The 24,136-nt window shown below is 62.3% G+C and carries 17 protein-coding genes; 9 read left to right on the top strand and 8 right to left on the bottom strand.

Translation table 11 applies throughout. The features are described 5' to 3' along the window. Nucleotides 1-10 precede the first annotated feature (10 nt). The 9 genes from G559_RS0111445 to G559_RS0111405 all read left to right on the top strand — a co-directional run bounded on the left by G559_RS0111445 (nt 11) and on the right by G559_RS0111405 (nt 12,706). Entirely contained in the window at nt 11-1,249 is a 1,239-nt protein-coding gene (locus G559_RS0111445) for a thiolase family protein (protein ID WP_028628345.1), read from the top strand. Between the two features lie 11 nt (nt 1,250-1,260). Beyond that, on the top strand, nt 1,261-2,628 hold the full coding sequence (locus tag G559_RS0111440) for an NAD(P)/FAD-dependent oxidoreductase (RefSeq protein WP_028628344.1): 1,368 nt from the start codon (nt 1,261-1,263) through the stop codon (nt 2,626-2,628). A gap of 70 nt (nt 2,629-2,698) precedes the next feature. Further along, nucleotides 2,699-3,412, top strand: coding sequence for a hypothetical protein (locus G559_RS0111435; protein ID WP_028628343.1), 714 nt, complete (start codon nt 2,699-2,701; stop codon nt 3,410-3,412). A 151-nt stretch (nt 3,413-3,563) separates the two neighbouring features. Then, on the top strand, nt 3,564-5,057 hold the full coding sequence (locus G559_RS0111430) for a flavin monoamine oxidase family protein (RefSeq protein WP_028628342.1): 1,494 nt from the start codon (nt 3,564-3,566) through the stop codon (nt 5,055-5,057). A gap of 9 nt (nt 5,058-5,066) precedes the next feature. Beyond that, on the top strand, nt 5,067-5,723 hold the full coding sequence (locus G559_RS0111425; RefSeq protein ID WP_028628341.1) for a c-type cytochrome: 657 nt from the start codon (nt 5,067-5,069) through the stop codon (nt 5,721-5,723). 34 nt (nt 5,724-5,757) lie between these two features. Further along, nucleotides 5,758-6,423 carry a hypothetical protein gene (locus G559_RS0111420; RefSeq protein WP_051246591.1) on the top strand — a complete coding sequence of 222 codons (666 nt, stop codon included), beginning with the start codon at nt 5,758-5,760 and terminating at the stop codon, nt 6,421-6,423. A gap of 322 nt (nt 6,424-6,745) precedes the next feature. Next, nucleotides 6,746-8,113, top strand: coding sequence for a DUF1329 domain-containing protein (locus G559_RS0111415; protein WP_051246584.1), 1,368 nt, complete (start codon nt 6,746-6,748; stop codon nt 8,111-8,113). 400 nt (nt 8,114-8,513) lie between these two features. After that, nucleotides 8,514-9,605, top strand: coding sequence for an efflux RND transporter periplasmic adaptor subunit (locus G559_RS0111410; RefSeq protein WP_028628338.1), 1,092 nt, complete (start codon nt 8,514-8,516; stop codon nt 9,603-9,605). Then, a complete protein-coding gene (locus G559_RS0111405) occupies nt 9,602-12,706 on the top strand; it encodes an efflux RND transporter permease subunit (RefSeq protein WP_028628337.1) in 3,105 nt (1,034 codons plus the stop codon). The genes G559_RS0111410 and G559_RS0111405 overlap by 4 nt, the downstream gene beginning before the upstream one ends. A 342-nt stretch (nt 12,707-13,048) precedes the next feature. On the opposite strand, the gene G559_RS0111400 is transcribed toward G559_RS0111405, so the two are convergent. The 8 genes from G559_RS0111400 to G559_RS0111355 all read right to left on the bottom strand — a co-directional run bounded on the left by G559_RS0111400 (nt 13,049) and on the right by G559_RS0111355 (nt 24,127). Beyond that, entirely contained in the window at nt 13,049-13,981 is a 933-nt protein-coding gene (locus G559_RS0111400) for an MBL fold metallo-hydrolase (RefSeq protein ID WP_028628336.1), read from the bottom strand. Between the two features lie 104 nt (nt 13,982-14,085). Next, nucleotides 14,086-15,387 (bottom strand): flavin monoamine oxidase family protein, encoded by a 1,302-nt coding sequence (locus G559_RS0111395; RefSeq protein ID WP_028628335.1) that lies wholly within the window; start codon nt 15,385-15,387, stop codon nt 14,086-14,088. Nucleotides 15,388-15,430: 43 nt separating this feature from the next. Beyond that, nucleotides 15,431-16,762: an NAD(P)/FAD-dependent oxidoreductase gene (locus G559_RS0111390; RefSeq protein WP_028628334.1), complete on the bottom strand. Its 1,332-nt coding sequence runs from the start codon at nt 16,760-16,762 to the stop codon at nt 15,431-15,433. Nucleotides 16,763-16,874: 112 nt separating this feature from the next. Next, nucleotides 16,875-18,350 carry an MFS transporter gene (locus G559_RS28875; RefSeq protein ID WP_081668032.1) on the bottom strand — a complete coding sequence of 492 codons (1,476 nt, stop codon included), beginning with the start codon at nt 18,348-18,350 and terminating at the stop codon, nt 16,875-16,877. A gap of 140 nt (nt 18,351-18,490) precedes the next feature. After that, complete coding sequence (locus G559_RS0111375) at nt 18,491-18,895, bottom strand: RidA family protein (protein ID WP_028628333.1); 405 nt, start codon at nt 18,893-18,895, stop codon at nt 18,491-18,493. A gap of 27 nt (nt 18,896-18,922) precedes the next feature. After that, the gene (locus tag G559_RS0111370; RefSeq protein ID WP_028628332.1) at nt 18,923-19,759 is read right to left on the bottom strand and encodes a phytanoyl-CoA dioxygenase family protein; all 837 of its coding nucleotides are present in this window, start codon (nt 19,757-19,759) and stop codon (nt 18,923-18,925) included. Nucleotides 19,760-20,134: 375 nt separating this feature from the next. Next, nucleotides 20,135-22,714, bottom strand: coding sequence for a LuxR C-terminal-related transcriptional regulator (locus G559_RS0111365; RefSeq protein ID WP_155945715.1), 2,580 nt, complete (start codon nt 22,712-22,714; stop codon nt 20,135-20,137). Between the two features lie 69 nt (nt 22,715-22,783). Further along, entirely contained in the window at nt 22,784-24,127 is a 1,344-nt protein-coding gene (locus G559_RS0111355; protein ID WP_028628329.1) for a DUF1329 domain-containing protein, read from the bottom strand. Nucleotides 24,128-24,136: the final 9 nt, after the last annotated feature.

The following is a 24,136-nucleotide window of genomic DNA, read 5'->3' as shown; positions in this document are numbered from 1 at the left end:
GAGTCTTCTGATGGAACCCATTTACATTGCCGGCATTGCCATGACCGAGTTCGGTCGTCATCCGGATCGCAGTCTCCAGGATCTTGCCCTGGAGGCGCTCAATGGCGCGCTGGCGGATGCTGGCGCCCAACGCTCCGATATTGGCGCTGTCTTCTATGCCGGTATCACCAACGGCGCATTGCAGGGGCAACTGTCCATTCCGGGGCAGGTGATCATGAGCAAGATCGGCATCGAAGGAGTGCCGGCCTTCAACGTCGAGAACGCCTGCGCTTCGGGCAGCACCGCGGTTCACCTGGCAGTGCAGAGCCTGCGCGCAGGCGCTTCCGATGTGGCGCTGGCCCTGGGCTGCGAGAAAATGGTGGTGGCCGACAAGGCGAAATCATTCGCCCTGTTCGAGGCCGGCTGGGATGTTGCCCGCGCCGAGGAGAACTTCGCGACCTTATCGAAGATGGGGGATGGGATCGTTCCACCGCCAGGCTCGGAGTCCGACCGTCCGTACAGCCAATTCATGTCCATTTATGCAGGCTTTTGCCGCTGGCACATGAAGACCTACGGGACCACCCAGCGGCAGATCGCTGCTGTGTGCGCGAAGAACCACGGGCACTCGGTGCACAATCCCTACTCGCAGTTCCGCAAGCCCTTCACCATCGAGGAAGTGCTGGCGGCGCCGCCGATCACCTACCCGATCACCCTGCCGATGTGCGCACCCATGACCGACGGCGCCGCCGCCGCGATCATCTGCACTGAGGCCGGCCTGAAGCGGATCGGGGCCGATCCCAAGCGTTGCGTGAAGATCGCCGCCAGCGTGATCCGCAGCTTCACCCTGCGCGGCATCGAAGAGCCGGATAAGCACGTCAGCCACCTGGCTGCGCTGCAGGCTTACGAGATCGCTGGCCTGGGGCCCCAGGACATGCATGTGGCCGAGGTCCACGACGCCTCCGCCATGGGCGAGATCATCCAGGCGGAAAACCTTGGGCTGGCCCCCATGGGGTTGGGCGGTGTCTGTGCCGAGCGCGGTGATTTCACCGTGGGCGGCCGTATTCCGATCAACCCGTCCGGTGGCCTGGAATCCAAGGGGCATCCGCTGGGCGCGACCGGCATCGGCCAGCTCTTCGAGCTCACCACCCAGCTGCGTGGCGAGGCGGGTGCCCGTCAGGTCGAGGGTGCGCGCCATGCGATCCAGGAGAACGGTGGCGGTCTCATCGGGGTCGAGGAAGGCGCCGTCGCAGTTCACATCCTGAGCCGATAGGAGAACGTGTCATGTCAGCAACCCGTCGAGACGCGGAAAACAAGACCAGCTGTGGAGTCGCGCAATTTCGTCGGCTCGGTGGGTGGGTGGAGAGGCCGGCTGACCTGCAGCCAGAGCTGGAAGGTGATGTCAGCGCCGATGTGATCGTGGTCGGCGCTGGCTTTGCCGGGCTGTCCACCGCGTTGGAGCTGACTGCTCTCGGTGCGAAGGTCATTGTCCTTGAGCAAGAGTTTGCCGGTTTCGGCGCGAGTGGGCGCAATGCGGGCTATCTCGGTGGCAGCCTGGGAATCGAGTTCGAGTTCTTCCTCAAGCGTGTCGGCATCGAGCAGGCGAGGAAAATCGTCAGCTTCTACGACGAGGGCGTCAGCTACGTGGAGCGCAGGCTCGACGAGCTGAGCATCGACTGCGACTACAACCGCTCGGGCAATATTCGCGTCGGCGTTCATAAGTCTCAGGAGAAGAAAATCCGCAAGGCCATGAAGCTTGGCCTTGAGTTGGGCTCCAAGACCCAGTTCCTGGACCATGCCGAAATGCGGGCGCGCGGCATCCCGCCTGCGTTTCTGTTCGGTTATGCCCAGCAGCACGGCGGCACCCTGGACCCCGGCAAGTACGTGATGGGATTGCGACGCGCAGCGCTGCAGGCCGGTGTGAAGCTCTACGAGAACACGCCGTTGCTGTCCTACAGCGAAGGTCCGACCATCAGGTGTGCGACCCGGCGGGGCACAGCGAGTGCTCCCTACCTGGTGCTGGCCACAAACGCCTACACCCCGCAGCTCGGTCTTCTCAGGGACAAGGTGGTACCGCTACGCGTCTCGGCGATCGAGACCGAGCGGCTGTCCACGGCGCAACTGACTTCGCTGGGCTGGCCGGGCAGGGAAGGTTTGATTACCTCGCACTGGACGATGGAGAGCCACCGCCTCACCGCCCGCAACACGCTCGTCATCACGACAAAACGGCTTGGTTATGCATACGGCTCGCAGACGCCGAATGTGCCGGATGACGTTGCATATCGTGAGCTGGCGGTGGCGCTGAACGAGCGCTTCCCGACCTTGCGCGGCCTCGGCATCCAGTCGAGTTGGAGCGGGTACGTCAGCATGGCTTATGACGCGCTGCCGGTTGTTGGCGAGACCGGCGCTCAGAACAACGTCATCTACACCGCCGGATGTTCTGGGCACGGCGTTGCCACCCAATCGTTGATGGGCTACCTGCTCGCCGAGCGAATAGGCGGTGTCGAGCATCCTCTGCTGGCCGCGCTGCGTCACAAGACGCCCTCGACCCTGCCTGAGCCCTTGCAGTGGTGTGCCGTCAAGCTGGCGCTGGGGGCGGCGAACCTGATGGACAACTGGGTGAATCGCAGGGTCCAGGGCGGCGCCAACTGATGGACAACTGGGACGTCGCGGAGATTCCGCCCAGTTCCAAACACAACCTTTCTGCTTGCGCGGAGCGATGATGAATAGCAACTCAAAAGAGGCAGTGCGCGTTACTGCCTGGGCCGCGATTCTGGGCGGCATCTTTGCCTACTTGAATGTCGGCTTCATGCTGATGGTCACCCAAGGTGATATGAGCGTTTCCCTGGACGGTGCGACGATGCTGGGGTTCCCGGCAGAGACCCGGCAGTTTTTTAGGCTGTCCATGCTCGCCGACATCCTCGGTTTCTATCTGCCGGTGCTGGTGATCGGCGGCTACCTCTGGAGCGTCTTTCGTGAAGAGGCAGGCACCCTTGGGGATATCGCGGTGCTCGCCATCGCCCTCTACGTCACTCTGGGTGTGATCGGCGCTGCCCTGCAACTTTCCGTGCTGAACCCGCTGGCCGAGATCTATGCCGCGGGAGGTGAAGCCGCCAAAGCAGCGGAAGTTGTCTGGACCAGCATCGCTGTCGGTAGTCAGCAAGGATTGTGGTGGTGCGAGGGTCCGGTCGTGCTGTTCTGGGGGCTGGTGGTCGGTCGCCATCTCAAGCGTGCTGGCTGGGGCCGATTGGTATTGCTGCCTCTCAGCGTCGTCGGCTGGTGCTTCGGCCTGTTCTTCCTGGCGGGTTTCTTTCCGCAGCTGGCTGCTCTCTCCAGCGCGATGCTGGTCCTGGTCGTCCTGATCTTCCCGATGTGGATGATCGTGTTCGGCACCCGGTTGCTGCGCAAACCGGCCTGCACCCTGGTGACGGGCTGACGCGCGGCCCGCGCCACGAGGCTCACTGAATTCCAATAAAGACATTGACCGCCGGCGTGTCCGGCGAGTCCTGCGGCAGGCATACGCCGCCGTTTTTCGATGCCGCGACAAGAACGACGACTTCAATAACAAAATGCGTGAGGCGACAAGTATGGCGGACAAGCCCACCTCAAATCTTTCTCCCAATCTCAAGCGGCGGCAATTGTTGAAGCTGGCGGGCGCCACGGCGGCCATTGGCGGTATCGGCCTGAGCTCGGGGCTGGTGCGGGCCAGCGAGATTCCCGGCGCCGCGAGTGCGGCGACGGAGCAAGACGACGTGCTGGACGTCGTCATCATCGGTGCGGGGCTGGCCGGCCTGACCGCCGCCCGCGACCTACAGCTGGCTGGCAGCCAGTCCTTCCTAGTCCTGGAAGCACGGGACCGGGTGGGCGGGCGTACCCTCAACTACGAGGTGAATGGCCATGTCTCGGAAGTGGGAGGCCAGTGGATAGGCCCGGGCCAGACCGCTGTCGAAGACCTTGCTCGCCAGCTGGAGGTCGGCACCTTCCCGACCTATTACGAGGGGCGCACGGTCATCATGGGCGGGGAGGGCAAGCTGGAGCTCGATCTCAAGGGCACCTTCGGCACCGACCTGAGCGTGGCTGGTAAGTTGAGCGAGATGTCTCGTGACGTGCCCTCCGGCGCACCCTGGAAATCGCCCAGAGCTGCTGAACTGGACAAGCTCTCGGTTGGCGACTGGCTGGCCCAGCAGAACATCAAGCCAGAGGAACGGTCCGGCTGGGATGCCAGCATGACGCTGACCGGTGGCGTCACCCCGGCCAAAATGGGGCTGTTGCATTTCCTGTCCATGATCAATTCGGCCGATTGCGACTACGAAAAACTCGACTCGATCAAGGACAGCGCGCAAGGCACACGTTTCATCGGCGGCTCGCAGATCCTCAGCACCAGAATGGCCGAGCAACTGGGCGACAAGGTGCGTTTGCGGTGTCCGGTGCGGAGGATTTCCGACTGGGGTAGCGAGGTCGTGACCCTGCACACGGACCTGGGGCCGATTCGCGCGCGCAAGGTCATCGTGGCCATCCACCCGGCCCTGTGCAACCAGGTGCAGTTCGAGCCGGCTCTGCCGCGAGCGCGTGCAGCGCTGCAACGTGCCTGGCCCGCGCATTCGCCGGCACGCAAGATGGCCATGGTGTATTCCCGGCCGTTCTGGCGGGACAAGGGCTTGAACGGGCACATCATGATGATGGATGGCCCAATTATCTGGGCCTGGGACAACTCGCCGCCCAATGGCGAGATCGGCATCATCAATGCCTTCCTCTCCAACGCCAATCTGCCCTCGGATCATGAAACGGCCAAGCGCACGCTGACGGAAATCTTCGCCGGGGTTTGGGGTGACGAGGCGCTACAGCCCATGGCGTACCACGACCAGGACTGGGGGCGTGACGATCCCTGGACGCTCACCTGTGTATCGGCCATCCCGCCGGGCTTCTGGACCACCCACGGCGAGGCGCTGCGACCACCCTGCGGCAACCTGATCTGGTCCGGTACCGAGACCGCTGACATCTGGGCCGGCTACATGGATGGCGCTGTGCGCTCGGGCCACCAGAGCGCCTTGCAGGCGCTCAACGCCCTGCGTCGGGTATAGGAGAAAAAGATGAAGAAGTTGATAGCGCTGGCTGTAGTCGTGGTTCTTGCCGGGCTGCTGGCTTTTTACGGTCGTGATGCGCTCGATCTCTATCGTCTGATGGACCACATCAGCACTTCCACGGAGGCCAAGGAAGCCGATGGCGGCCCGTGGCCGCGTCTGGGCGATGCCTGCGTAGGTTGTCATGGCGTTCAAGGCAAGTCGCAGCATCAGGGGTATCCCAGCCTGGCGGGTCAACCTGCTGCCTACCTGGCCAACCAACTGCGTAACTTCGCCAGTGGCGCGCGGGCCAATCCGAACATGGGGCCGCTGGCTATGACCCTGAGCGAGGCCGACGTCCAGCAGTTGGCGGAGTACTTCGCCAAGCAGTCGGCAGTGGAAAACAGCTCCTTCAAGGCTGACCCCGTGCTGCGGGAGAAGGGGCAGAAGCTGGTGGTGAGCGGAGGCTGTGCGGCGTGTCACGGCGAAGGGCTAATGGGGCGCGACCAGTTCCCGCGGTTGGCCGGGCAGGGGCACGACTACCTGCTGGCCCAACTGAATGCCTTTGCCGAGGGGCGGCGTAAGGATTCGACGGGCGCGATGACTGCCATCGTCTCGACCTTGTCCGCGGATGATCGTCAGGCACTTTCCCACTATCTCGCGGCACTTGTCCCTGTGGCGAAGTGAACCATCGGTAGAGTATTTGATAGAGGTTATTGCTATGGAAATTAAGGAAGTTCTTGCGCTGCTTTCTAGCGTTTTTTTGATCACTAGCGGTGTGGTTTACGGCCTCAAGTATGTGCGCATTCGGAAGAACTATCTGCTCGGATTCGAGTGGCTGATCGTGGCCTTCTCTGCTTCGAATCTACTGCTATTCCTTGTGACGGGCTTCAAGGTTGGCTACAGCATCTCTTTCTTCCTCGATGCCTTTTCCCGCGCTTTCGGTGTCCCGATTGTGGCCACGCTTGGCCTGATGGCGGTCACCCATAACTACAGGCCTTCGGTTACCAAGGACATCATGATTTTCGGGGTCACCTTCGCCGCCACTTTCGTGCTCGTCCTTGCCGACTTCGTTAAAGGGCTGCTGCCGTATTTCTACCTGATCATGTGGGCCTGCTACACCCTCTATCTCTGCTATTTCACTTGGCGTCTGCTGCGCGCTGGCGAGTTCATGCACGCTCTGCTCAATGCCTTGACTACGGCGGCTGCTTTGGCCGTGGCGGTCGTCTATGACTTCCTCCCAATCCCGGGCGACGAGGACAAGATGGAGTTCATGATCTATGCCCTGACCGTTTGGGGTTGCCAGATAATCCAGCAGTACTACGCCTACGGCGCGCTGGAGCGGGCGAAGAACAATTCGTTTCAATCGTTTGTCCACGCCAGGTAAGTGACCTGGAGTCTGACTGTAGTGAGCCACCATTGTCTGGCGGCTCACTTCACAGCACCAACTTGTCCCCGTAAGAAACGCTCCACTTCATGCTGGCGATGCATTTGTACGGCAACGATAGCGTTTTTGTCAGAGCCTGGGTTTTAACGAACGCCCCATCGGAAGCAGGCAGCCCTTTTTCATCAGTTCAAAGGATTGAGCGGAGTGCTGATTCCTACATGCCTCGCCCGGAAATACGTGATTGACGTGCGAGGGGGGCGTGCAGGTATTCAGAAACTCCAGCGCTTACTCACCAAGCACAACAACAAGAGGTAGCGAAAGCATGGGAAAGATGGTTTTTTCAAATTGTTCGCTGGCGCTGAGCCTTGGCCTGATCGGTCAGTTCGCCCTGGGGGCGGTCAGTGTCGAGCAGGCCGCCCAGTTGGGCGCGTCGCTCACGCCTCTGGGAGCCGAAAAGGCGGGTAATGCCGCGGGTACCATTCCCCCCTGGGACGGGGGACTGTCCAGCGGTGCCGGCAACCGAGATCCCGCGGGATTTCTCAGCAACCCCTTCGCCACAGAGCAGCCGCTGTTCACTATCACCGTGCAGAACATGGCGCAGCACCAGGACCACCTGACGCCTGGGCAAATGGCGATGCTCAAACGCTATCCAGGCACCTACCAATTACCGGTCTACCGTAGCCACCGCTCCGCCAATGCGCCTGACTTTGTCTATCAGGCGGCCAGGGAGAATGCGACAAGAACCAGAATGGTGGACGGCGGCAACGGTCTGGAGAACTTCTCCACCGCGATGCCCTTTCCCATCCCGCAGGATGGCCTGGAAGTAGTGTGGAACCACATCACCCGCTACCGTGGCGGCAGCGCCAAGCGCAGCCATGTGCAGGCCACACCGCTGGCCGATGGCAGTTTTGTGCCGGTGCACTTCAAAGATCAGTTCACCTTCCGTGATCGCGTTGCCGACTTTGATCCGGCGAACCCAGGAAACGTGCTGTTCTATTACAAGCAGTTGGTGACTGCTCCGTCGCGTCTGGCTGGTGATGTGCTGCTGGTGCACGAGACCCTCAACCAGGTCAAGGAGCCGCGCCTGGCGTGGCTTTATAGCGCCGGGCAGCGACGCGTACGCCGTGCGCCGCAGGTCTCCTATGACGGTCCCTATCCGGCTGCCGACGGCCAGCGTGTCGCCGACAACCAGGACATGTTCAACGGCGCACCGGATCGCTACGAGTGGAAACTGGTCGGCAAGCGCGAAATCTACATCCCCTACAACAGCTACCGGCTCGACGGGGCAGACCTCAAGTACAGCGACATCATCAGGCCCGGGCATATTAATCCCGAGCTGACCCGCTACGAGCTGCATCGCGTCTGGCAGGTCGAGGCGACGCTCAAGCCGGGAGAGCGGCACATCTACGCCAAGCGGGTCTTATTCATCGACGAGGACAGCTGGCAGATTGCGTTGGCCGATCATTACGACGCTCGCGGCACCCTTTGGCGTGTCGCCGAAGGCCACCTCTCACCGATGTATGACCTCCAGATTCCATGGCTCGGTACCGAGGCGCTGTATGACCTGATCAACGGCCGCTACATCGTGTCCGGCATGCACAACGAGGAAAAAGAGGCACTGCAGTTCGGCTTCACTTCCAGTGCTGCCGAGTACACCGCCGCCGCACTGCGAAGCTCGGGCATTCGCTGACGGCTACTTCACAGTAGGCCAAAAGCCTGCTCCTTTTTGCCGCCTTTCGGGGCGGCTTCTTTTTTTGGGGCGGGCGGCCGTCCGTCGATTGAGAAAGGGACTCACCCGGGCAGGCGGAACAGAATCCCGCAGGCCACGCGGGAACGAGCCAGGTGTCAATGCCTGATACCGGACTGCCGTTCCGTTGCCGAGCTCCAGAGCAGGGCTAATTTCGTCTGATGAATATTAAACATAACTAGTGTTGTGTTAAATTTATCCGGGATTACCGCTCAGTAAAACAGCACAGGCTTCAGAGGTTTGTGCCATGAAAGGCTGTATCGATTTTCAGCGCCGCACGCACAGAACTCCGGGAATGCGTGCGTCGCTCAGTACTGCTCGTGCTTGAGCAAGGAGACCCGAGATGAAACTAGTCAAGACATTCCTGCTCTGCGGTTATGCCTGCAGCCTGGTCATGGCACTGACGGGGTGTCAGGAAGAAATACAAACGACGGAGGCGCCGCGTCCCGTCCGCACGGTCATCGCGAAGGCTGCCTCCATCGGCGAGGAGGTCGCCCAGACGGGCGAGATCCAGGCGAATGTCGAAACCAACCTCGGCTTCCGCATCGACGGCCGCGTCGCGACCCGTGTCGCGGAGATCGGCATGAGTGTCGTCAAGGGGCAGGTTCTGGCGACGCTCGATCCGAACGACGTTCAGAACGAAGTGCTGACCGCCGAGGCCGAGGTGAAGAGTGCCGAGGCGGCGGAAGGATTGGCGAAGTCGGAACTCGATCGGCAACGCACCCTCTTCGCCAAGCAGTTCGTCGCGCGGGCGCGGGTCGAGGAAGCCGAGGCCAGCTGGCGCGCCGCCAACGCCAAGCTCAAGGTCGCCAGAACGGGACTGCAGACCGCCCGCAACAAGCTGACCTACACCGAACTCCGTGCGCCCGACGACGCCATCGTCAGTGCGGTCCTGGTCAATGCCGGGCAAGTCGTCGATGCAGGCCAGCCGGCGATCAAGCTGTCTTCCACCCATGAGCGCGATGCCGTCTTCAACGTGTCCGAGCGGATATACACCAGCGTGCCCTCCGACGTGCAAGTCGAAGTGGCGCTCCTCTCCGATCCCTCAGTCAAGGTGATCGGCCGGGTCCGCGACGCGAGCCCGACCGCGGACCCGGCGACCCGCACCTATCGCGTCCGTATCGCGCTGCCCGACGCCCCCGTTACCATGGCGCTGGGCGCCACGGTAACGGGACGCCTGATTCTGCCCGGCAAGTCGCTCATCATCCTGCCGTCCTCGGCCTTGACGAGCGAGGCCGGCAACCCTGCGGTGTTCGTGGTTCAGCCCACTAGTTTGGAGCTCGTCCGCAAACCGGTGGCGGTGGCGCGCTACACGGCGACGCAAACGTTGGTCGAGTCCGGGCTCAGCGAAGGCGATGCCGTGGTCACCGCGGGTGTGAGCAAGCTCAGGCCCGGCCAGAAAGTCACCTATGATGCCGGCGAGGTGGCCAAATGAGTTCGAGCAAGGCAGGCCCGGAAGGGCAGGGCGGCTTCAATCTCTCGGCCTGGTCGATCGCTCAAAAGCCGCTGATCTTCTTCCTCATGCTGATCACGCTGCTCGGCGGCGCGATGAGTTATTCGAAACTGAGCCGCAACGAAGACCCGGCCTTCACCATCAAGACCATGGTGGTGGCCGCTCGCTGGCCCGGCGCGAACATCGATGACACGACGAAGCTGCTGACCGATCGTCTGGAGAAGAAGCTCGAGGAGATCCCCTGGCTCGACCGGCTCGACAGCTACACGCGCCCAGGCGAGACGGTGATCATGGTGAACCTGCGCGACGATGCGCCGGCAGACATCGTCCCCGACGCCTGGTACCAGGTGCGCAAGAAGATGGCCGATATCGCTGCGACCCTCCCCAGCGGGGTCCAGGGTCCGTTCTTCGACGACGAGTTCGGCGACACCTATGGCCAGATCTACGGGTTCACGGCTGAGGGATTCTCGGATCGGGAGTTGCGCGATTACCTCGAGGGCGTGCGTGCGGAATTGCTGCGCATCCCGAGCATCGGCAAGGTGCAGCTCCTGGGCGTGCAGGAGGAACAGATCGCCGTCGAATTCTCCCCCAGTCTACTAGCCGCCTACGGCCTGGACGAGCAGGCGGTGCTGAGGGCCCTAAGCGCTCAGAACGCTGTCAGCCCCGCCGGAACGGTGCGCCTGGCGGACGACAAGATCGCTCTGCGCGTGAGCGGCAGCTTCGTCTCCGAGGAGAGCCTACGGACCATGACGCTGCGGGCGAACGACCGGTTCGTGCCGCTGACTGAGCTGGCCACTATTCGGCGTATCCCGGCCGACCCGCCATCGCCGCAGTTCCGCGTCAACGGCGAGAAGACGCTCGGCGTCGCCATCTCCATGGCCTCCGACGGCAACCTGCTCGAATTCGGGCAAGCGGTGCGAGACCGCATGGACGAGGTGAGGAGGGCGTTGCCCCACGGCATCGAGATGCTCCAGGTCGCCGATCAATCTACCGTTGTCAAGCAGGCCGTGAGCGGTTTCCTGAAGGTGCTGGCCGAAGCGATTGCGATCGTGCTCGCTGTCTCGTTCCTCTCGCTCGGCGTCCGCGCCGGCCTCGTCGTCAGTATCTCGATTCCCTTCGTGCTGGCTCTGACCTTCATCGGCATGGAGCTGACTGGCATTGGCCTGCAGCGCATCTCGCTCGGTGCGCTGATCATCGCCCTTGGCCTGCTCGTCGACGACGCGATGATCACTGTCGAGGCGATGATTGGAAAGTTGGAGGAGGGCTGGAGCCTCAAGCGAGCGGCGAGCTTCGCCTACGACTCGACTGCCTTTCCAATGCTGACGGGCACGCTGGTGATGATCGCCGGCTTCATCCCGGTCGGATTCGCCGCTTCGAGCGCGGGTGAATACTGCTATTCGATGTTCATGGTGGTATTGATCTCGCTGTCTGCATCCTGGGTGGTCGCCGTCCTTTTCTCGCCCTTGCTCGGCACCTTGCTCCTGCCGAAATCCTTACCGAATCATGGCCATGGCAACGGCCGGATCATGGGGCTCTACCAGCGTGCCTTGTCCTGGGCCCTGGGGCATCGCGCGATCACGCTTGCCGCGGCTGGCGTCGCCTTCGCGCTGTCGCTTGTCGCCTCGGGCCAGCTCGAACAGCAGTTCTTCCCGCCCTCCGACCGGCCGGAGCTCCTGGTCAGCCTGACGCTGCCGCAGAACGCGTCGCTTGAGGCGACGGAGCGGGAGGCGCTGAAGCTCGAGAAGCTGCTCAAGGAAGACCCCGGTGTCGAGTTGTTCTCGACCTATGTAGGTTCCGGTGCGATCCGCTTCTACCTCCCTATGGAGGTGCTGCTGCAGAACGACAATGTGACCCAGGCGGTGGTGGTGACCAAGGGCATCGAGGAGCGTGACGCACTGCAGGCCAAGCTCGCCGGGCTGTTCAAGACAGAATTCCCGGGGCTCATCGCGCGGGCGACACCACTCGAGCTCGGCCCGCCGGTTGGCTGGCCCCTCAAGTACCGCGTCACGGGGCCCGACCAGAGCAAGGTGCGCGACCTGGCCGGACAGCTCGCCAACCTGCTCTCGACCAACACGGATACCCGCGAGGTGCATCTGCTGTCGGGCGAGCCGCAACGGAGCGTCTTCGTCGCCATCAACCAGACGCAGGCACGGGCGCTGGGGCTTTCCTCCGAGGAGATCGCCAGTGCCATGGCGTCGATCTTCTCTGGCACGACCGTGACCACCGTGCGCGACCAGGATCGTCTCGTTGACGTGGTCGTCCGCGCGCAAATCGGTGAGCGCACGAACCTCGCGACCCTGGCCAACCTGCAGATCCGCTCGGCCCAGGGACTTGCCGTCCCGCTGTCGCAGATTGCCAGGCTCAGCTACGGCGTCGAGGATCCGATCATCTGGCGGAGGCAGCGTCTCCCGCTGGTCACCGTCCAAGGCGACGTTCGTGAGGGCGTCGAGGCGGCGACCGTCGTGCAGGCGCTCGCGCCCGCCGTCGCGCAATTCGCCGCCGGGCTGCCCAAGGGATACAAGGTCGAAACTGGTGGCGCCGTCGAGGAAGCCGCGAAGGGGAGCGCCTCGCTGGCCGCCGTATTGCCGGTGACCGCTCTTGTGATGTGCGTGCTGCTGATGCTGCAGCTGCGCAGTTTCTCGCGGATGTTCCTCGCCCTGGCGATGGCACCATTCGGCCTGATCGGAGTGGTCCTGGCCATGCTGCCGACCGGAACGCCCATGGGCTTCGTGGCGCAGCTCGGCGTCATCGCCTTGGTCGGCATGATCGTCCGCAACGCCATCATCCTCATCGAGGAAGTGGACATCAATGTCGGCGAGGGCCAGTTGCCCCGTGAGGCCATCGTGCACGCCGCGACGCACCGGGCACGCCCCATCGTGCTGACGGCCTGCGCGGCGATCCTCGGCATGATTCCCATCGCGCCGCAGATATTCTGGGGGCCGATGGCCTTCGCGGTGATCGGCGGGCTCGCCATCGCGACGGTCGTGACCCTGACGGTCCTCCCTTGCGCCATTTCCCTCCTGCTGCAATGGGAGACAGGTCGGTGCAGTCGGCTAGAGCCCGAGCCCTTGCAACATACATAATCGGGCATCAGTTTCGGCACAGTGTTCAGACATGATTGGCAGGTCTCACTGTGCTGCATCTGATAACCCTGACCCAGAAATGCTTTAGGCATCAGCTTTGGGAGGATCCAGTTGAAAAGTCGGCACCGTCCCGGCTTCCTCGCGCGGAGCCGAAAAACCGATTGATGCGTTGCTACGGGAAATCTGGAGTAGTCAACCCTGTTGCTCTGTCTACGGCACGTTGCCGTGACTTTGCCAGGGCTTGGGAAACCGGCGATGTCGGTCTCGCCGCGCTCGGACCAATCTACGGAGTCGAGCACTGGCGTAGGTTGGTGCGGGCGGCGTTACGCTGGAGCGATGCGTTCATCCAAGCCGATAGACGTCTTGCTCGTCCACCTGCACCCGCCCGTCGGCCAGAAGTTCGACCAGGTGCTGCGAAATCGTGCGGGTCTCGGCGTCCACGACCCATGCCGCCTCGAACCCCGGCGGATAAAGCATCCGCCGCTCTACCAACTGCCCCAGCGTCTTCGGTGATTCACGCAACCATGCCAGAAGCCGCTGCTCGCGCTCATCGAGCACTGCCGTGTAGGCGGCCAGGTCCTGCAGGAATCGCGCTCTCTCCGTATAGACGCCGCGATGGTGGGAGGTGACCCAGACCTTGGCCGGAATTTCCGGCAACCGAGCCAGGCTGCGGCGGAAGTCACGAAGGTTCGAGCAGGCATCGCCGTAGTACGGGCCGAAGCCGGTCAGGTCGATATCGCCGATGAAGGCAATGCCCTCCGGTTCGACCAGCAGAACCGAGTGGCCAGCGGTATGGCCAGGCATGTGGAATGCCCGGATCGTCGACTGGCCGACATTCCAGGACATGCCGTCCTCGTAACCCTGTGCGTCGGGTCGTGGTGCATAGAAAAAATCTCGCTGGAACTTGTCCAGCGTCTGCGAGATCTGGAGCTCGTCCGTCATGCCAAAGGCTGCAGCCATGCCGCTCCAGCTACGCGCTGCCTGCAAGTCGGCTTCTGGCACGTACACCCAGGCGTCGGGAACGCGGTGCAATCCGGCCATATGGTCTTCGTGCACGTGGCCCATGACCACCAGTTCAGTGGCGTCGAACTCGGGGCCGATGTAGTTCGAAACGATGGGCGTGTCGAAGGCCGCACGCGTGTCCGAGCCACGGATGAGCACCTGGTTACCGTCGGGATATTTCCCGCTCTTCTCGCCGAAGAAGACAGAGACACGGCCGAAATCGAGACGTTGGATGCCTTCCCGCAAAGCGGAATGGGTTGCTGCAGGAACCATGGCGAATTTCTTCCTGAACTGGCAATTCTTTTGTGAAGCCCCATGCGGGGATGCGATGGGACGGCGGCCTTACACTACGCCAGTCCCATCGACAACAGGTCCGGTCAATGGTCTGCGCTACCCAATGCGCGAGCAATGTCACAGGCAGCCTTGGCGCCAGTCTCGATGGCACCCTCGATACCTCCGACACCTATCGCCGCGATGTCCCCGCCTGCGAAATGGATTCGGCCGTGGGGCCTTCGCATCTGTGGAACCACCTGGGTCAGGTTGCCAGGCCGGTGATGAACCCATCCGCCTTGTGAGAAGGGATCGCTTGCCCAGTCATGCCAAGCGGTTTCCAGCACTTCGATATCCGGGACGAAGACCCGCAGTGCGCGTTGCACGGCCTCAGGGTCATTGCCATCGAGTGCCGACGCATCCGAGCAGAAGCACACCACTAGCGTGTCGCCATTGTGGCGCCATTCGGCCCGGGCGGTACTTATAGGATGCTTGCCGACCGGGGCGTGGGCGAGAAAGGCCTCGATCTCGCCCTTGACCCTCGCCCAGATCTTGCTGGGCTTGATCGGGTGTTTCTGCTCGATCATGGCACGCACAGGTTGAGCAAGCGGCGGTTCGATGGAGACGTCGTCCAGGGTGTTGAGAGGGAGTGCCACGACGGCATGCCGCGCCCGGATACGCTGCCCGTCACGGGTGGTCACTATGACTTGGTCCCCGTTGTCCTCGACCGCAGTCACCGGCGTGCTCAGGAGGAGCTCGGCCTTCGAGTCGGCGGCCATCGCGTTGAGCAGTCGCCCGGTTCCACCCTCGATCGGCCAGTGCCCGGCCACTTCCATGAAGGCTTTCCAGTCGCCGAAATAGATCGCGCTCCAGAGCAGGAACTGGGCAAGCCCCTGTTCGCTCTCGGAGCAGATTAGCGTCGCCATTACGTTGACCAGGAGATCACGGTCATAGGCGGAAAGGTTCATCGAGTCGATCCGGTCGCCGATTGTTTGCTGGTCAACCGCGCTAACGTTGCAGGCTTCGATGCGGTCCACCCGTGGAAAGTGCGCACGTGCATCGGCGAAGCACCGGGTGATGAGCGGGTCGGTCAACCGGGTGAATTCAGCCGGGGTTCCGCAGTGCACCTCGCCATCGGCCAGCCAGTAGGCTTTGGCAATCGACAGGGGTGTCACCAGGCCGATACCGTAGCGCGTGAGTTCACGCCAGACATGCGCCTGGGTCCAGTGTACGTAAGTGCCGCCCAGCTCCAGCGGGCGGCCGAATGCTTCACCCAGATGGGTGCGTCCGCCGATGCGCTCGCGTGCTTCGAGCAGCATCACCGAGTGGCCTGCGATGCTCAGGTCGCGGGCCGCGGTCACACCGGCAAAACCGGCACCGATCACGGCGACGTCGTACAGATCTGTCATGTGAGTTTCTCTAGGTGGAGAGGAGATGAGGGGCGAGCACCGCTCAGGCGGTGCGCACTTTGCGATTGAGGCGTTCGTCCATGCGGTTGGCCGCGGCAAATGCCCCGTTGACGGCACACCAGCGCAGCGGCTCGGGCAATGTCGATGGCGTTTCGTGGTGCATCAGCATCGTCAGCAGTGGGTTCTCGATGCCTCCAATCCGCTCGGCGAGCATGTGTCCGACTAGACCCTGGGTGCCGAGACCATGACCGGAACATCCTGCGGCGTAGTAGATGTTCCGATTGGCCCCGGTTGTGCCGATGACGGGCAACGTATCGTTGGCAAAACTGATGTAGCCGCTCCAGCAGCTCCTGATGGGGATGCCCTTCAAGGTCGGGAAGCGTTCATGCAAAGCAGCCCTCAGCGCTTGGTAGTGACGGTGCTCAGGCTCACTCGGTGTCTTTGAACCGTAGGCGTAGCGCAGCCGCTTGGTGGTCGACACGAGCGTATTGCGGGCCGTCAAGCGGTGACTTTCCATGGTCCAGTGCGCGGTCGTGATGCCTTCGCGTCCTGGCCAGCCCAGTGCCGCCAATTGCACCGACGAAAGAGGTTCCGTCTCGATTGCGGAGACCCGCAACGGCACCACCTTGTTGGCGAGCAGACCGAGCTGCGGCGTATAGGCGTTGGTGGCGAAGATCAGCAGCGGAGCGCTCGCGCTACCGCGCGGAGTGTTCACCTTGATGACCGGACCTTCGGTGTATGACAGCAGTGGCGTGTTCTCGTGGAGTTTCACGCCCGCCCGAATCGCCGCACGCCGCAGTCCCAGGACGTACTTGCCTGGATTGAGCGTGCCGCCGCGTGGCACGTAGCTACCGAACAGGAACGCTGGCGGGATGCCGCGCGCGCGCATATCGGCCTGATCCAGAAACTCCGAAGCGCAGCCGAGCTCGGCGCCGATCTGCATGTTTTCGCGCAACCGCCTTTCCTGGGAGGGGTCGATGCCTGCACGGATCAACCCCGACTGAAGGTAGTCGCAGTCGATCTCGTACTCTTTGAACTTCGCTTCGGCGAAAGCGACGCCTTCCTCGTAGAATTGGACGACCTGTCTCGCTTTTTCGGTGCCGATCTTCTTGAGGAAGAACTCGTATCCGAGCCCTTGCCCGCCAGCCAGATAGCCCGCGTTGCGACCGCTCGCGCCGAAGCCGGCGAACTCACGTTCGAGGACGACCACGCGGGCGCCTTGCCTGGCCAGCTCCAGGGCTGCGCAAAGCCCGGCCAGCCCAGCGCCAACGATCACCACATCTGCGGTGACGTTGCCCACGAGATCCGGCTGCAGGTCCTTCGGCTTCTCTTCCCATCCGCCGAGGGTTCGATACTTGTCATCGAGTCGGGTCATCATTCTGCCTCTTTTGAATGTTTCAGCGTGTACGCTTTGCCTGGCCACACTGCCCAGGCCACGGTCACGCTGGCGAGCGCGGCCTCAGGCAGCGCAGCGACGTACAGATCGGTCATGAAAGTTTCCCTCTTGAGACAGGCAGGTGGGGGGCCCGTGTTCTGCTTGCTCCAGAGCCCGGCTGCGAACCGTTGATAGCGCCGAGCTCCTGGCCAGTGACCAGGTCGAGTGAACGCTTCGTGGTACGAGGCCCATAGAGGACGACGGGGATGGCGAAGATGATGTAGCAGGCCGCTGCGGTGAGCATCACGCTCTCGATACCCCCGGCGGAGAAGAGCGTTGCGCCCAGGACACCGGAGGCGGCCCCGCCGAACCGGCCGCCGGACATCACGATCCCGCTGCCCAGGGCACGCAATTGGGTGGGAATGGTTTCTGGGATATAGGTGTAGTAGGCGTTGACGACGAGCCCGGTAATGATGGCAGTAGCCCCGCCTGCGATTATGACCACCGAGCTGTTGGTCGAGAGACCGAGCAGCACGAGCGGTATCGCGCTGAGGATGGAGGTGGCGAGGATGGTTGTCTTGCGCTCGAACCGGTCCAGGAACAGGTAGGTGAGGAACGGTGTGACGCAATAGACCAAGTTCCAGACGAACATGGTCTGGTATGCATCGCCCTCGGAGTATTGGAGGCCATGGATGAGTGCGTAGACACCCCAGTTCGCAAACAGGTAGTAGGCCAAGCTCGAGCCGAAATAGCCCAGGGTGACGACGGCCATGGTGCGCAGCACTGCCTTGTTTCTCAGGAGCTGCGGTAGTGAAGGCTCCTTGATCCTTTCCAGGTTCACTACCTGTGGTTCGCTCAGCGGGCCGTTGCGCAAGGCTCGTGCTTCCAGCTTGCGGACGATCCTCTCGGCGCTGTCGATCTGCCCTCGCGAGATATACCAGCGGACCGATTCCGGCAGGACGAAACGCACAATGGGAGCGATCAGCAGACCGACACTGCCTGCGATGAGCAGGTAGCGCCAGGCATTGGGGCCCCCATGGGGTAGAACAAACATGGCGAGTGCCGCCGCCCCCACTCCGGAGACCACGAACCCCAGTGTCACGATGGACACGAAGCGGCCACGTGCCTTGCTCGGAAACATCTCTGCGATGTACACAAGCAGGACCGATGTGGCCGCTTGTACGCCGATACCCGTAACCACACGGGAGATCAGCATGATCTCGAAGTTCGGTGCGAACGCTGTCGCCAGTGCTCCCAAGGAGTAGAGGACAGTGGACCAGACGAGGACCGAACGGCGTCCCCACTTGTCCGAGAGCCTTCCTCCCACCAGCGCTCCGATGACCATTCCCACGAAGAAGGCGCTGCTGATGACGCCGATCTGCTCCAGGCTCAGGTTGGTGTGCGTTTTGATGGTCGGTATCGAGTAGGCGAAGATGGCGTTGTCGTAGTACTCCAGCATAAGGTTGGCCGCGAGTAACAGAGCCCAGACATAGTGAGTGGCCATTACCGGCAGGCGGTCGAGGCGCGCCGTCAGGTTCAGCGGGTATTCGGGGGGGGCGGATTGCTCCGGGCCGTCAAAGCGATTCATGTTCGTCTCCATCAGCGTTTTGTATTTGTTCTGTTGTCTTCTTGATGAAGCTGCACTGACGCGCGGTTGCGGACGTTGAGGCGCCAGCAATGGCGTCAGTGCGTAAAAGCGTTACTCAGCGGCTGCCTCATAGGGCAGCATCAGTCGGTACCGCTGCCGGCCACCGCGACGACGCGGATTTCTATCAGGAACTCGGGGCGGGCGAGCTGGCTGACGCCGATACCTGTCCACGAGGGAAATCGCTCGGGGATGAACTCATCCTTGACCTTGATGAATTCCTGGATGTCGCCCCGGAGATCGGTATGGAAAGTCATCAGCTCGACTATGTCGGCCATGCTGGCGCCCGCAGCTTCGAGGACGCTTTTCACGTTGTCGAACGCCAGCCTGGCCTGGGCCTCCATCCCTTCACCCACGGCCTGCGTGAGCCGATCGACTCCCACCTGGCCGGAGGCCCAGATCAGATCACCGACACGGGTCGCTTGTGAGAAGTGAAGCCGGTCGTAGAGTTCCTGGGTGTGTGGCGGGTTGATCATCTGTCGACTCATGGTCGAGATACTCCTTGCGATGTTCAGTCAGATGATCTGGCGGAAGATGGGCGAGCGGAACGGTTCGCCCTCGTTGAGCTTGGCCATCTCTTCGGAGAAAAGGACGCCGTTGCGTGCGTATTTCGGGTTCGATGTCGGCAGGCAGCGGAACCTGGCGTCGTCACCGAAGAAGCGCAGCACCAGCGTGTGGCGGTCCGGGCAGTCGGCATCGACGGCGGCCCCCCCGTGTAGCGAGTGTGGGTGAAGCAAGACGACATCACCCGGCGTGATCGGCCACGAAAGGACGTCCCAGGCGTTGGGGTCTTCTGCGAGGTCTTTGTCGATGTGCGGCAGGCGGGGCAGGGAGCCGTCACCGTAGAGCGGGTCAGTCGGATCCTCTGCATTGGCGAAGCTGGCCCCGTCGTACTGGATGCCGCGGTGTGAACCACGCACGATCTCCAGGGAGTTCTTCTTGGGGATCTTGTGGAAGGTGATCCAGGCATTGCCCCAGTGCTCCCCGGCCCAGGGCAGGTTCGCGGTGTCCTGGTGCCACGGTCCGCGACCGCTCTTGCCTCCTTCCTTGGCGAACACTTCCTCGGCGAAGTACCAGACATGCTCCGAGCCCCAGAGCTCCTGGAACAGCTTGCCGAACGGGAGCGACATCACCAGGTCATCGTACTTGTCCTTGACGGCCGGGTTGGCGTTGTCGATGTGGGTCTGCAGCTTGGTCCCGTCGAGCGCCTGGAACTTGTACGGCCCCGGGTTGGCGACATTCCACTTGAACGCCTCGTAGCACTGCGCCAGTTCCGTTTGGTCGAGGCAGTTCTCGATGAGGACGGCGCCGTCGTTGCGAAAGGCTTCGCGAATCGATTGATCGATGAGCATGAGGTGTCTCCTTCTATTTATTTGTCGGGGTGGAGCCAGACTCCCAGACATGACCTGGCGAGGTGAATGCCTCCAAGTGGGTATTTGCCATTACCCCCCTGCAGTGCCGGTCTGGGGGGCATCACGCTGGCGCCGGCCGGGGGCCGTCGTTCTTTCCGGCTTCGGAGAGGCGTAGTAGTCCGGCAGGAGGATGTTCAGGCCGTCAGTCGGGTGCGCTGTGATGGAGCATCTTTCTGAGCCGTGTCGACGCCCTTGGGCGACGGCGTGCGACAGCCCGTGATAAGCGAGTTGGGGTAGTTGGCCAGGGCGTCCGCGATGCGGTTGCCCGACACGATGGCCGAGCTCAGGCGTGTCGGCGAAGTCGATTCCGTTGGGTCAGAGCAGAAGCCCAAGGGCTTTCGCACGGGCCGTCGCCATCGTCCGGCTGCTGACTTTCAGCTTTGAATTGATGTGCTTGGCATGGGTTTTGACGGTGTAAGGGGAGAGCGAGAGGATTTTTGCGATCTCGAAGTTGGAGTAGCCCTTGGCGATCAGGCTGAGTACTGCCAACTCGCGCCGGCTCAGCAGCTCGACCTCCGGCGCTGGGGCCGTCTGCAAGTCTGCGACCGGCCCCGCTTGCAGGCTGGACCCCATGGCTTCCAGATGGGTTCCCATGAGCAGGTTGTGTTGGCCTTGGCTTATGGCCATGGCGGCAGCCGAGGCCAGGAGCCGTTCTGCCTTGTGCAGATCCCCCCTCAGGCGGACAACTTCAGCCAAGGCATGCTGGGCCTGGCAGACGATGATATTGAAAGCATTGCCCTCGGCGCGTTGCAGCAGTTGGTCGAGCAGCGTGTTGGCCTCGCCGAAAGAACCCCGGGAGCACAGGACTTCTGCTTGAAGGAAACCCGCCAGGGCGTAAAGGTCGGGGTAGGCACTGGGCGGTGTGAGGGCATGCTCACCTTCGTACTGCTCACGTACGCGGGAGAGCAATCGGGATGCCGATTCGTAGTGGTTGGCCTTCATCCAGATCCTGGCGGTGCACAGGTCGAGGACGCCTCTGTAAATCACTTCGGCAACGTTCCAGGAGTGCATCAGTCGTTGCGCATCCGCTAGTCGCTGTTGTGCAGTTGCGAAGTCGCCATTGTTGGCATCGAGCTGCGCAAGTATCGCCGGGGCGTGGCAAGCCACCGGATTACGGCTTGCACAGGAGAGCAACAGACCTTCTTCCAAGGCCTCGCGAGCCTGCCGCTCTTGTCCCGTCAGGATCAGGAGCCAGCCGCGCCGGATCAACGCCGCACCTTGCAGGAGTGCCGAGCCCGGGCCCTGGACCAATAGTTGATCGAATTGGTCCAGGGCCTGCAGGGCCCGAGGCAGATTGCCGGCCAGTTCCTCGATCAGCACTTCGTCCAGTATCAGCAGGCACTCGAACAGCGTTTCTCCCTTGCGGCGGGAAAGCTCGATACCTTGGTGTTGAAGGCGCTTGGCCGTCACGACGTCACCCATGGTCAGGCTGGCACGCGTCAGGCACGAGAAGCAGAGAATCATCTGCGCCCAGCGCTCATTTCTAGCGAGGCGGTCCAGAGCTCGGCATCCAATTCTCTGCGCCTCCTGCGCGTGCCCCTGATGCAGAGCCAGCTCGGCGCTCAGGGCAAGGTGCAGGTCGAAGTCTTGCTCTGCGATGAGCTGGATGGTGCGCTCGGCCTGTTCCAGGCGTCCCCCTAGCAGCAGGGCCCTGGAAACGACTTCCAGAGCTTGCGGGTTCTGCTCGATCCAGGCGATGCCGAGCTGATCGATACCTTCCAGGAGGTAGTTCAGGTTCTGCCCGATGAGCAGCTCCCGTGTGGCGATCTGGCCCATTGAGACCAGCCCGCGTGAGGCGTCCGGGATGGCCAGCGCGTAGCGGAAGGCTTCGACGTGGGCGCCGGCCAGGTGCAGCCATTGGCTAGCGGCGAGCAAGGGAGGGGCCTGGTCGGGATAGCGCTCTTGCAGAAGTCGTTTGAGCGGTGCGAACAGAGTGAAGTGGTCCGTGGAGCCCGGTAGACGACGCAGGAAAACCTGCTCGCTACGCAGCTTGCGCAAGGCCATGGGATCATCGGCCAGGAATGCGCAGAGCGGGCCGTCGACGAATGGCGCATGGGCGATGACGCGCAGAAGAGAGAGCATCTCCTTCGGCAGGTGCTCCAGGACTTCGCTGTCAAGATAATCCTCTACCAGTGAATTGCGATGTAGCAGGCCGAAGGGCCTGTCGACTCCCGACCGCAGAGACAACAGGTGCAGACTGATGCCTGCTATCCATCCGTCGCTCTGTCGCTGTAGTTCCACTGCGGAGATACGTCGGTTCAGCTTCAGCTGAGAGAGCAGCAGCTTTATCTCGGCTTCGGTCAGCGCCAGTTCCTCTGCACCCAGCAGGGTGAGTTCGTCGGCCAACAGCCACCTGCCGACTCTCCAGGAGGGAAGTCGACGTGTGCAGACCAGCCACTGGAGTGTGGTTGGGCAGTGCTCGAACAGATGCTCGAGCCATTTGTCCGTGGTTTTCTCCGGGCAGTAGCCATCCAGCACGACAAGGCCCTGTTTCCGGTGCTTCAGTACTTCTTCCACCGATGGCGACAGTTCATCGAGGTCCAGGGCCTCGGCGAACTGGGTACGGAGATTCTCAAGGCTTTTCTCAGCACTGTGCAGGTCGAGCCACACCACTGGGCAATGAGGCAGACGTGTAGCGAACTGTCGGGCCAGTTCGCTCTTGCCGAACCCCGCCGGAGCGCAAAGCAGGCGAATGCGTCGATCAGAATCCAGGCTCTCCAATAGGCGAGGGCGCACAAGCAGGCCGGGCGCCTTCGATACTTCGTCAGGATGGGTCATGTTTTCTGCTCGCCTGATTCCTGGTTGAGAGGGTGTGAGAAAGTCCTGATGACAGCATTCATACCACCATCCCGACACGTGCTTCAGGAGAAACGCGCCGAGCGGCAATGCTTCCACTCGTCATTCATCTGGAGTTGCTTGATCCTGAGTTCCGTCCAGGGCGTTCCGCCCCGGACGGGTAAAGTCTCAACGGACCCCGCTCTTGCGCAGCGCCGAAGGCGTGAAGTCGCTCATTCTTGCCGTGAACCCATACTCCATGCTGCGATCTTCCTCGTTCTTCATGCCCAGCGCGACATAGCGGCCGGCGAGCAGGTCGTACAGCACTTCGAGCGTGTAGCCCATGTGCTGTTGGTTGAAGTAGTGCTTGGCATGGCCCTCGCCGACACGCCAGAGCTGGCCACGACCGTCGTAGTGCTCAGACAAGGCAATTTGCCAGCTATCCTCGTCCACGTAGAACACGCGCTTGGCGTAGATGTTGCGCTGTCCTTCGCGCAGGGTGGCCTCGACCACCCAGACCCGGTGCAGCTCATAACGGGTCAAGTCCTGGTTGATGTGCCCAGGCTTGATGACTTCGTCGTATCTGAGCGCAGGCGAGTCCAGCTCGTAGCTGTTGTAGGGGATGTACATCTCGCGCTTGCCCAGAAGCTTCCAGTCATAGCGATCCATCGCGCCGTTGAACATGTCGTGGTTATCGGTGGTGCGCAGGCCATCGGAGGCGGTGCCTGGCCCGTCGTAAGCGACCTGGGGCGCGCGTCTTACGCGGCGCTGACCGGCGTTGTAGACCCAGGCCAGGCGCGGCTCCTTCACCTGGTCCAGAGTCTCATGGACGAGCAACACGTTGCCGGCCATGCGCGCGGGGGACGTGACCGTTTGCTTGAACAACTGCAGCAGATTGCGCGCGCGCTGCGGGTCGATGCCCTCCGCCAGGGCCGGTTCGACGACCTCTTCCTCGAGGTGGACCATGGTGTACTGGCCGTTTACCTGGGGGGTGGCCTGGGTGATCCAGCGTCGGAAGTTGCCACCGAGGTAGCGGGTCTGGTGGTTCCAGATTACTTCCGTACCGGTCCTGGGCTGCGGGAAGGGATAGTGGCCAGTGGTGAAATTCTCGATGCTCAGACCATCGGCGCCGAGTCGGACGACTTTGGCATTGGTCGCAGCGGCATCGTACATGCGTTGTGGTAGGGCCAGGGTGCGGTGGGGCGGGTAGACCGGCAAGCGATAGGTTTGCGGATAGCGGCGCAGCATTGCCAGTTGGCCTTCGCTCAGGTTCTGGCGGTATTTCTCGGCGCTTTCCGCGGTGATGACGAACAGTGGCTTTTCCCCGGTGAAGGGGTTTGCCTGGAAGCCCCTGTCATCGACGCTCGCCGCATCGGTCGGCAATCCGCCGGTCCAGGCCGGGATAGTGCCCTCCTGATTGCCGATCTTTTCAGCCCCCAGAGGCGTGAGGCCGATAAGGTCGGCAGCGCTTGCAGAGGCGGTCGATAGGGCTATGGCCAGGACGTACGCGGGCGACCAAAAGTGCTTTTTCATGGCGTTATC

It is taken from the genome of Metapseudomonas resinovorans DSM 21078 (genome assembly GCF_000423545.1).
In the GTDB taxonomy this organism is placed as follows: domain Bacteria; phylum Pseudomonadota; class Gammaproteobacteria; order Pseudomonadales; family Pseudomonadaceae; genus Metapseudomonas; species Metapseudomonas resinovorans.
This window is presented reverse-complemented; position numbering and strand designations above follow the sequence as displayed.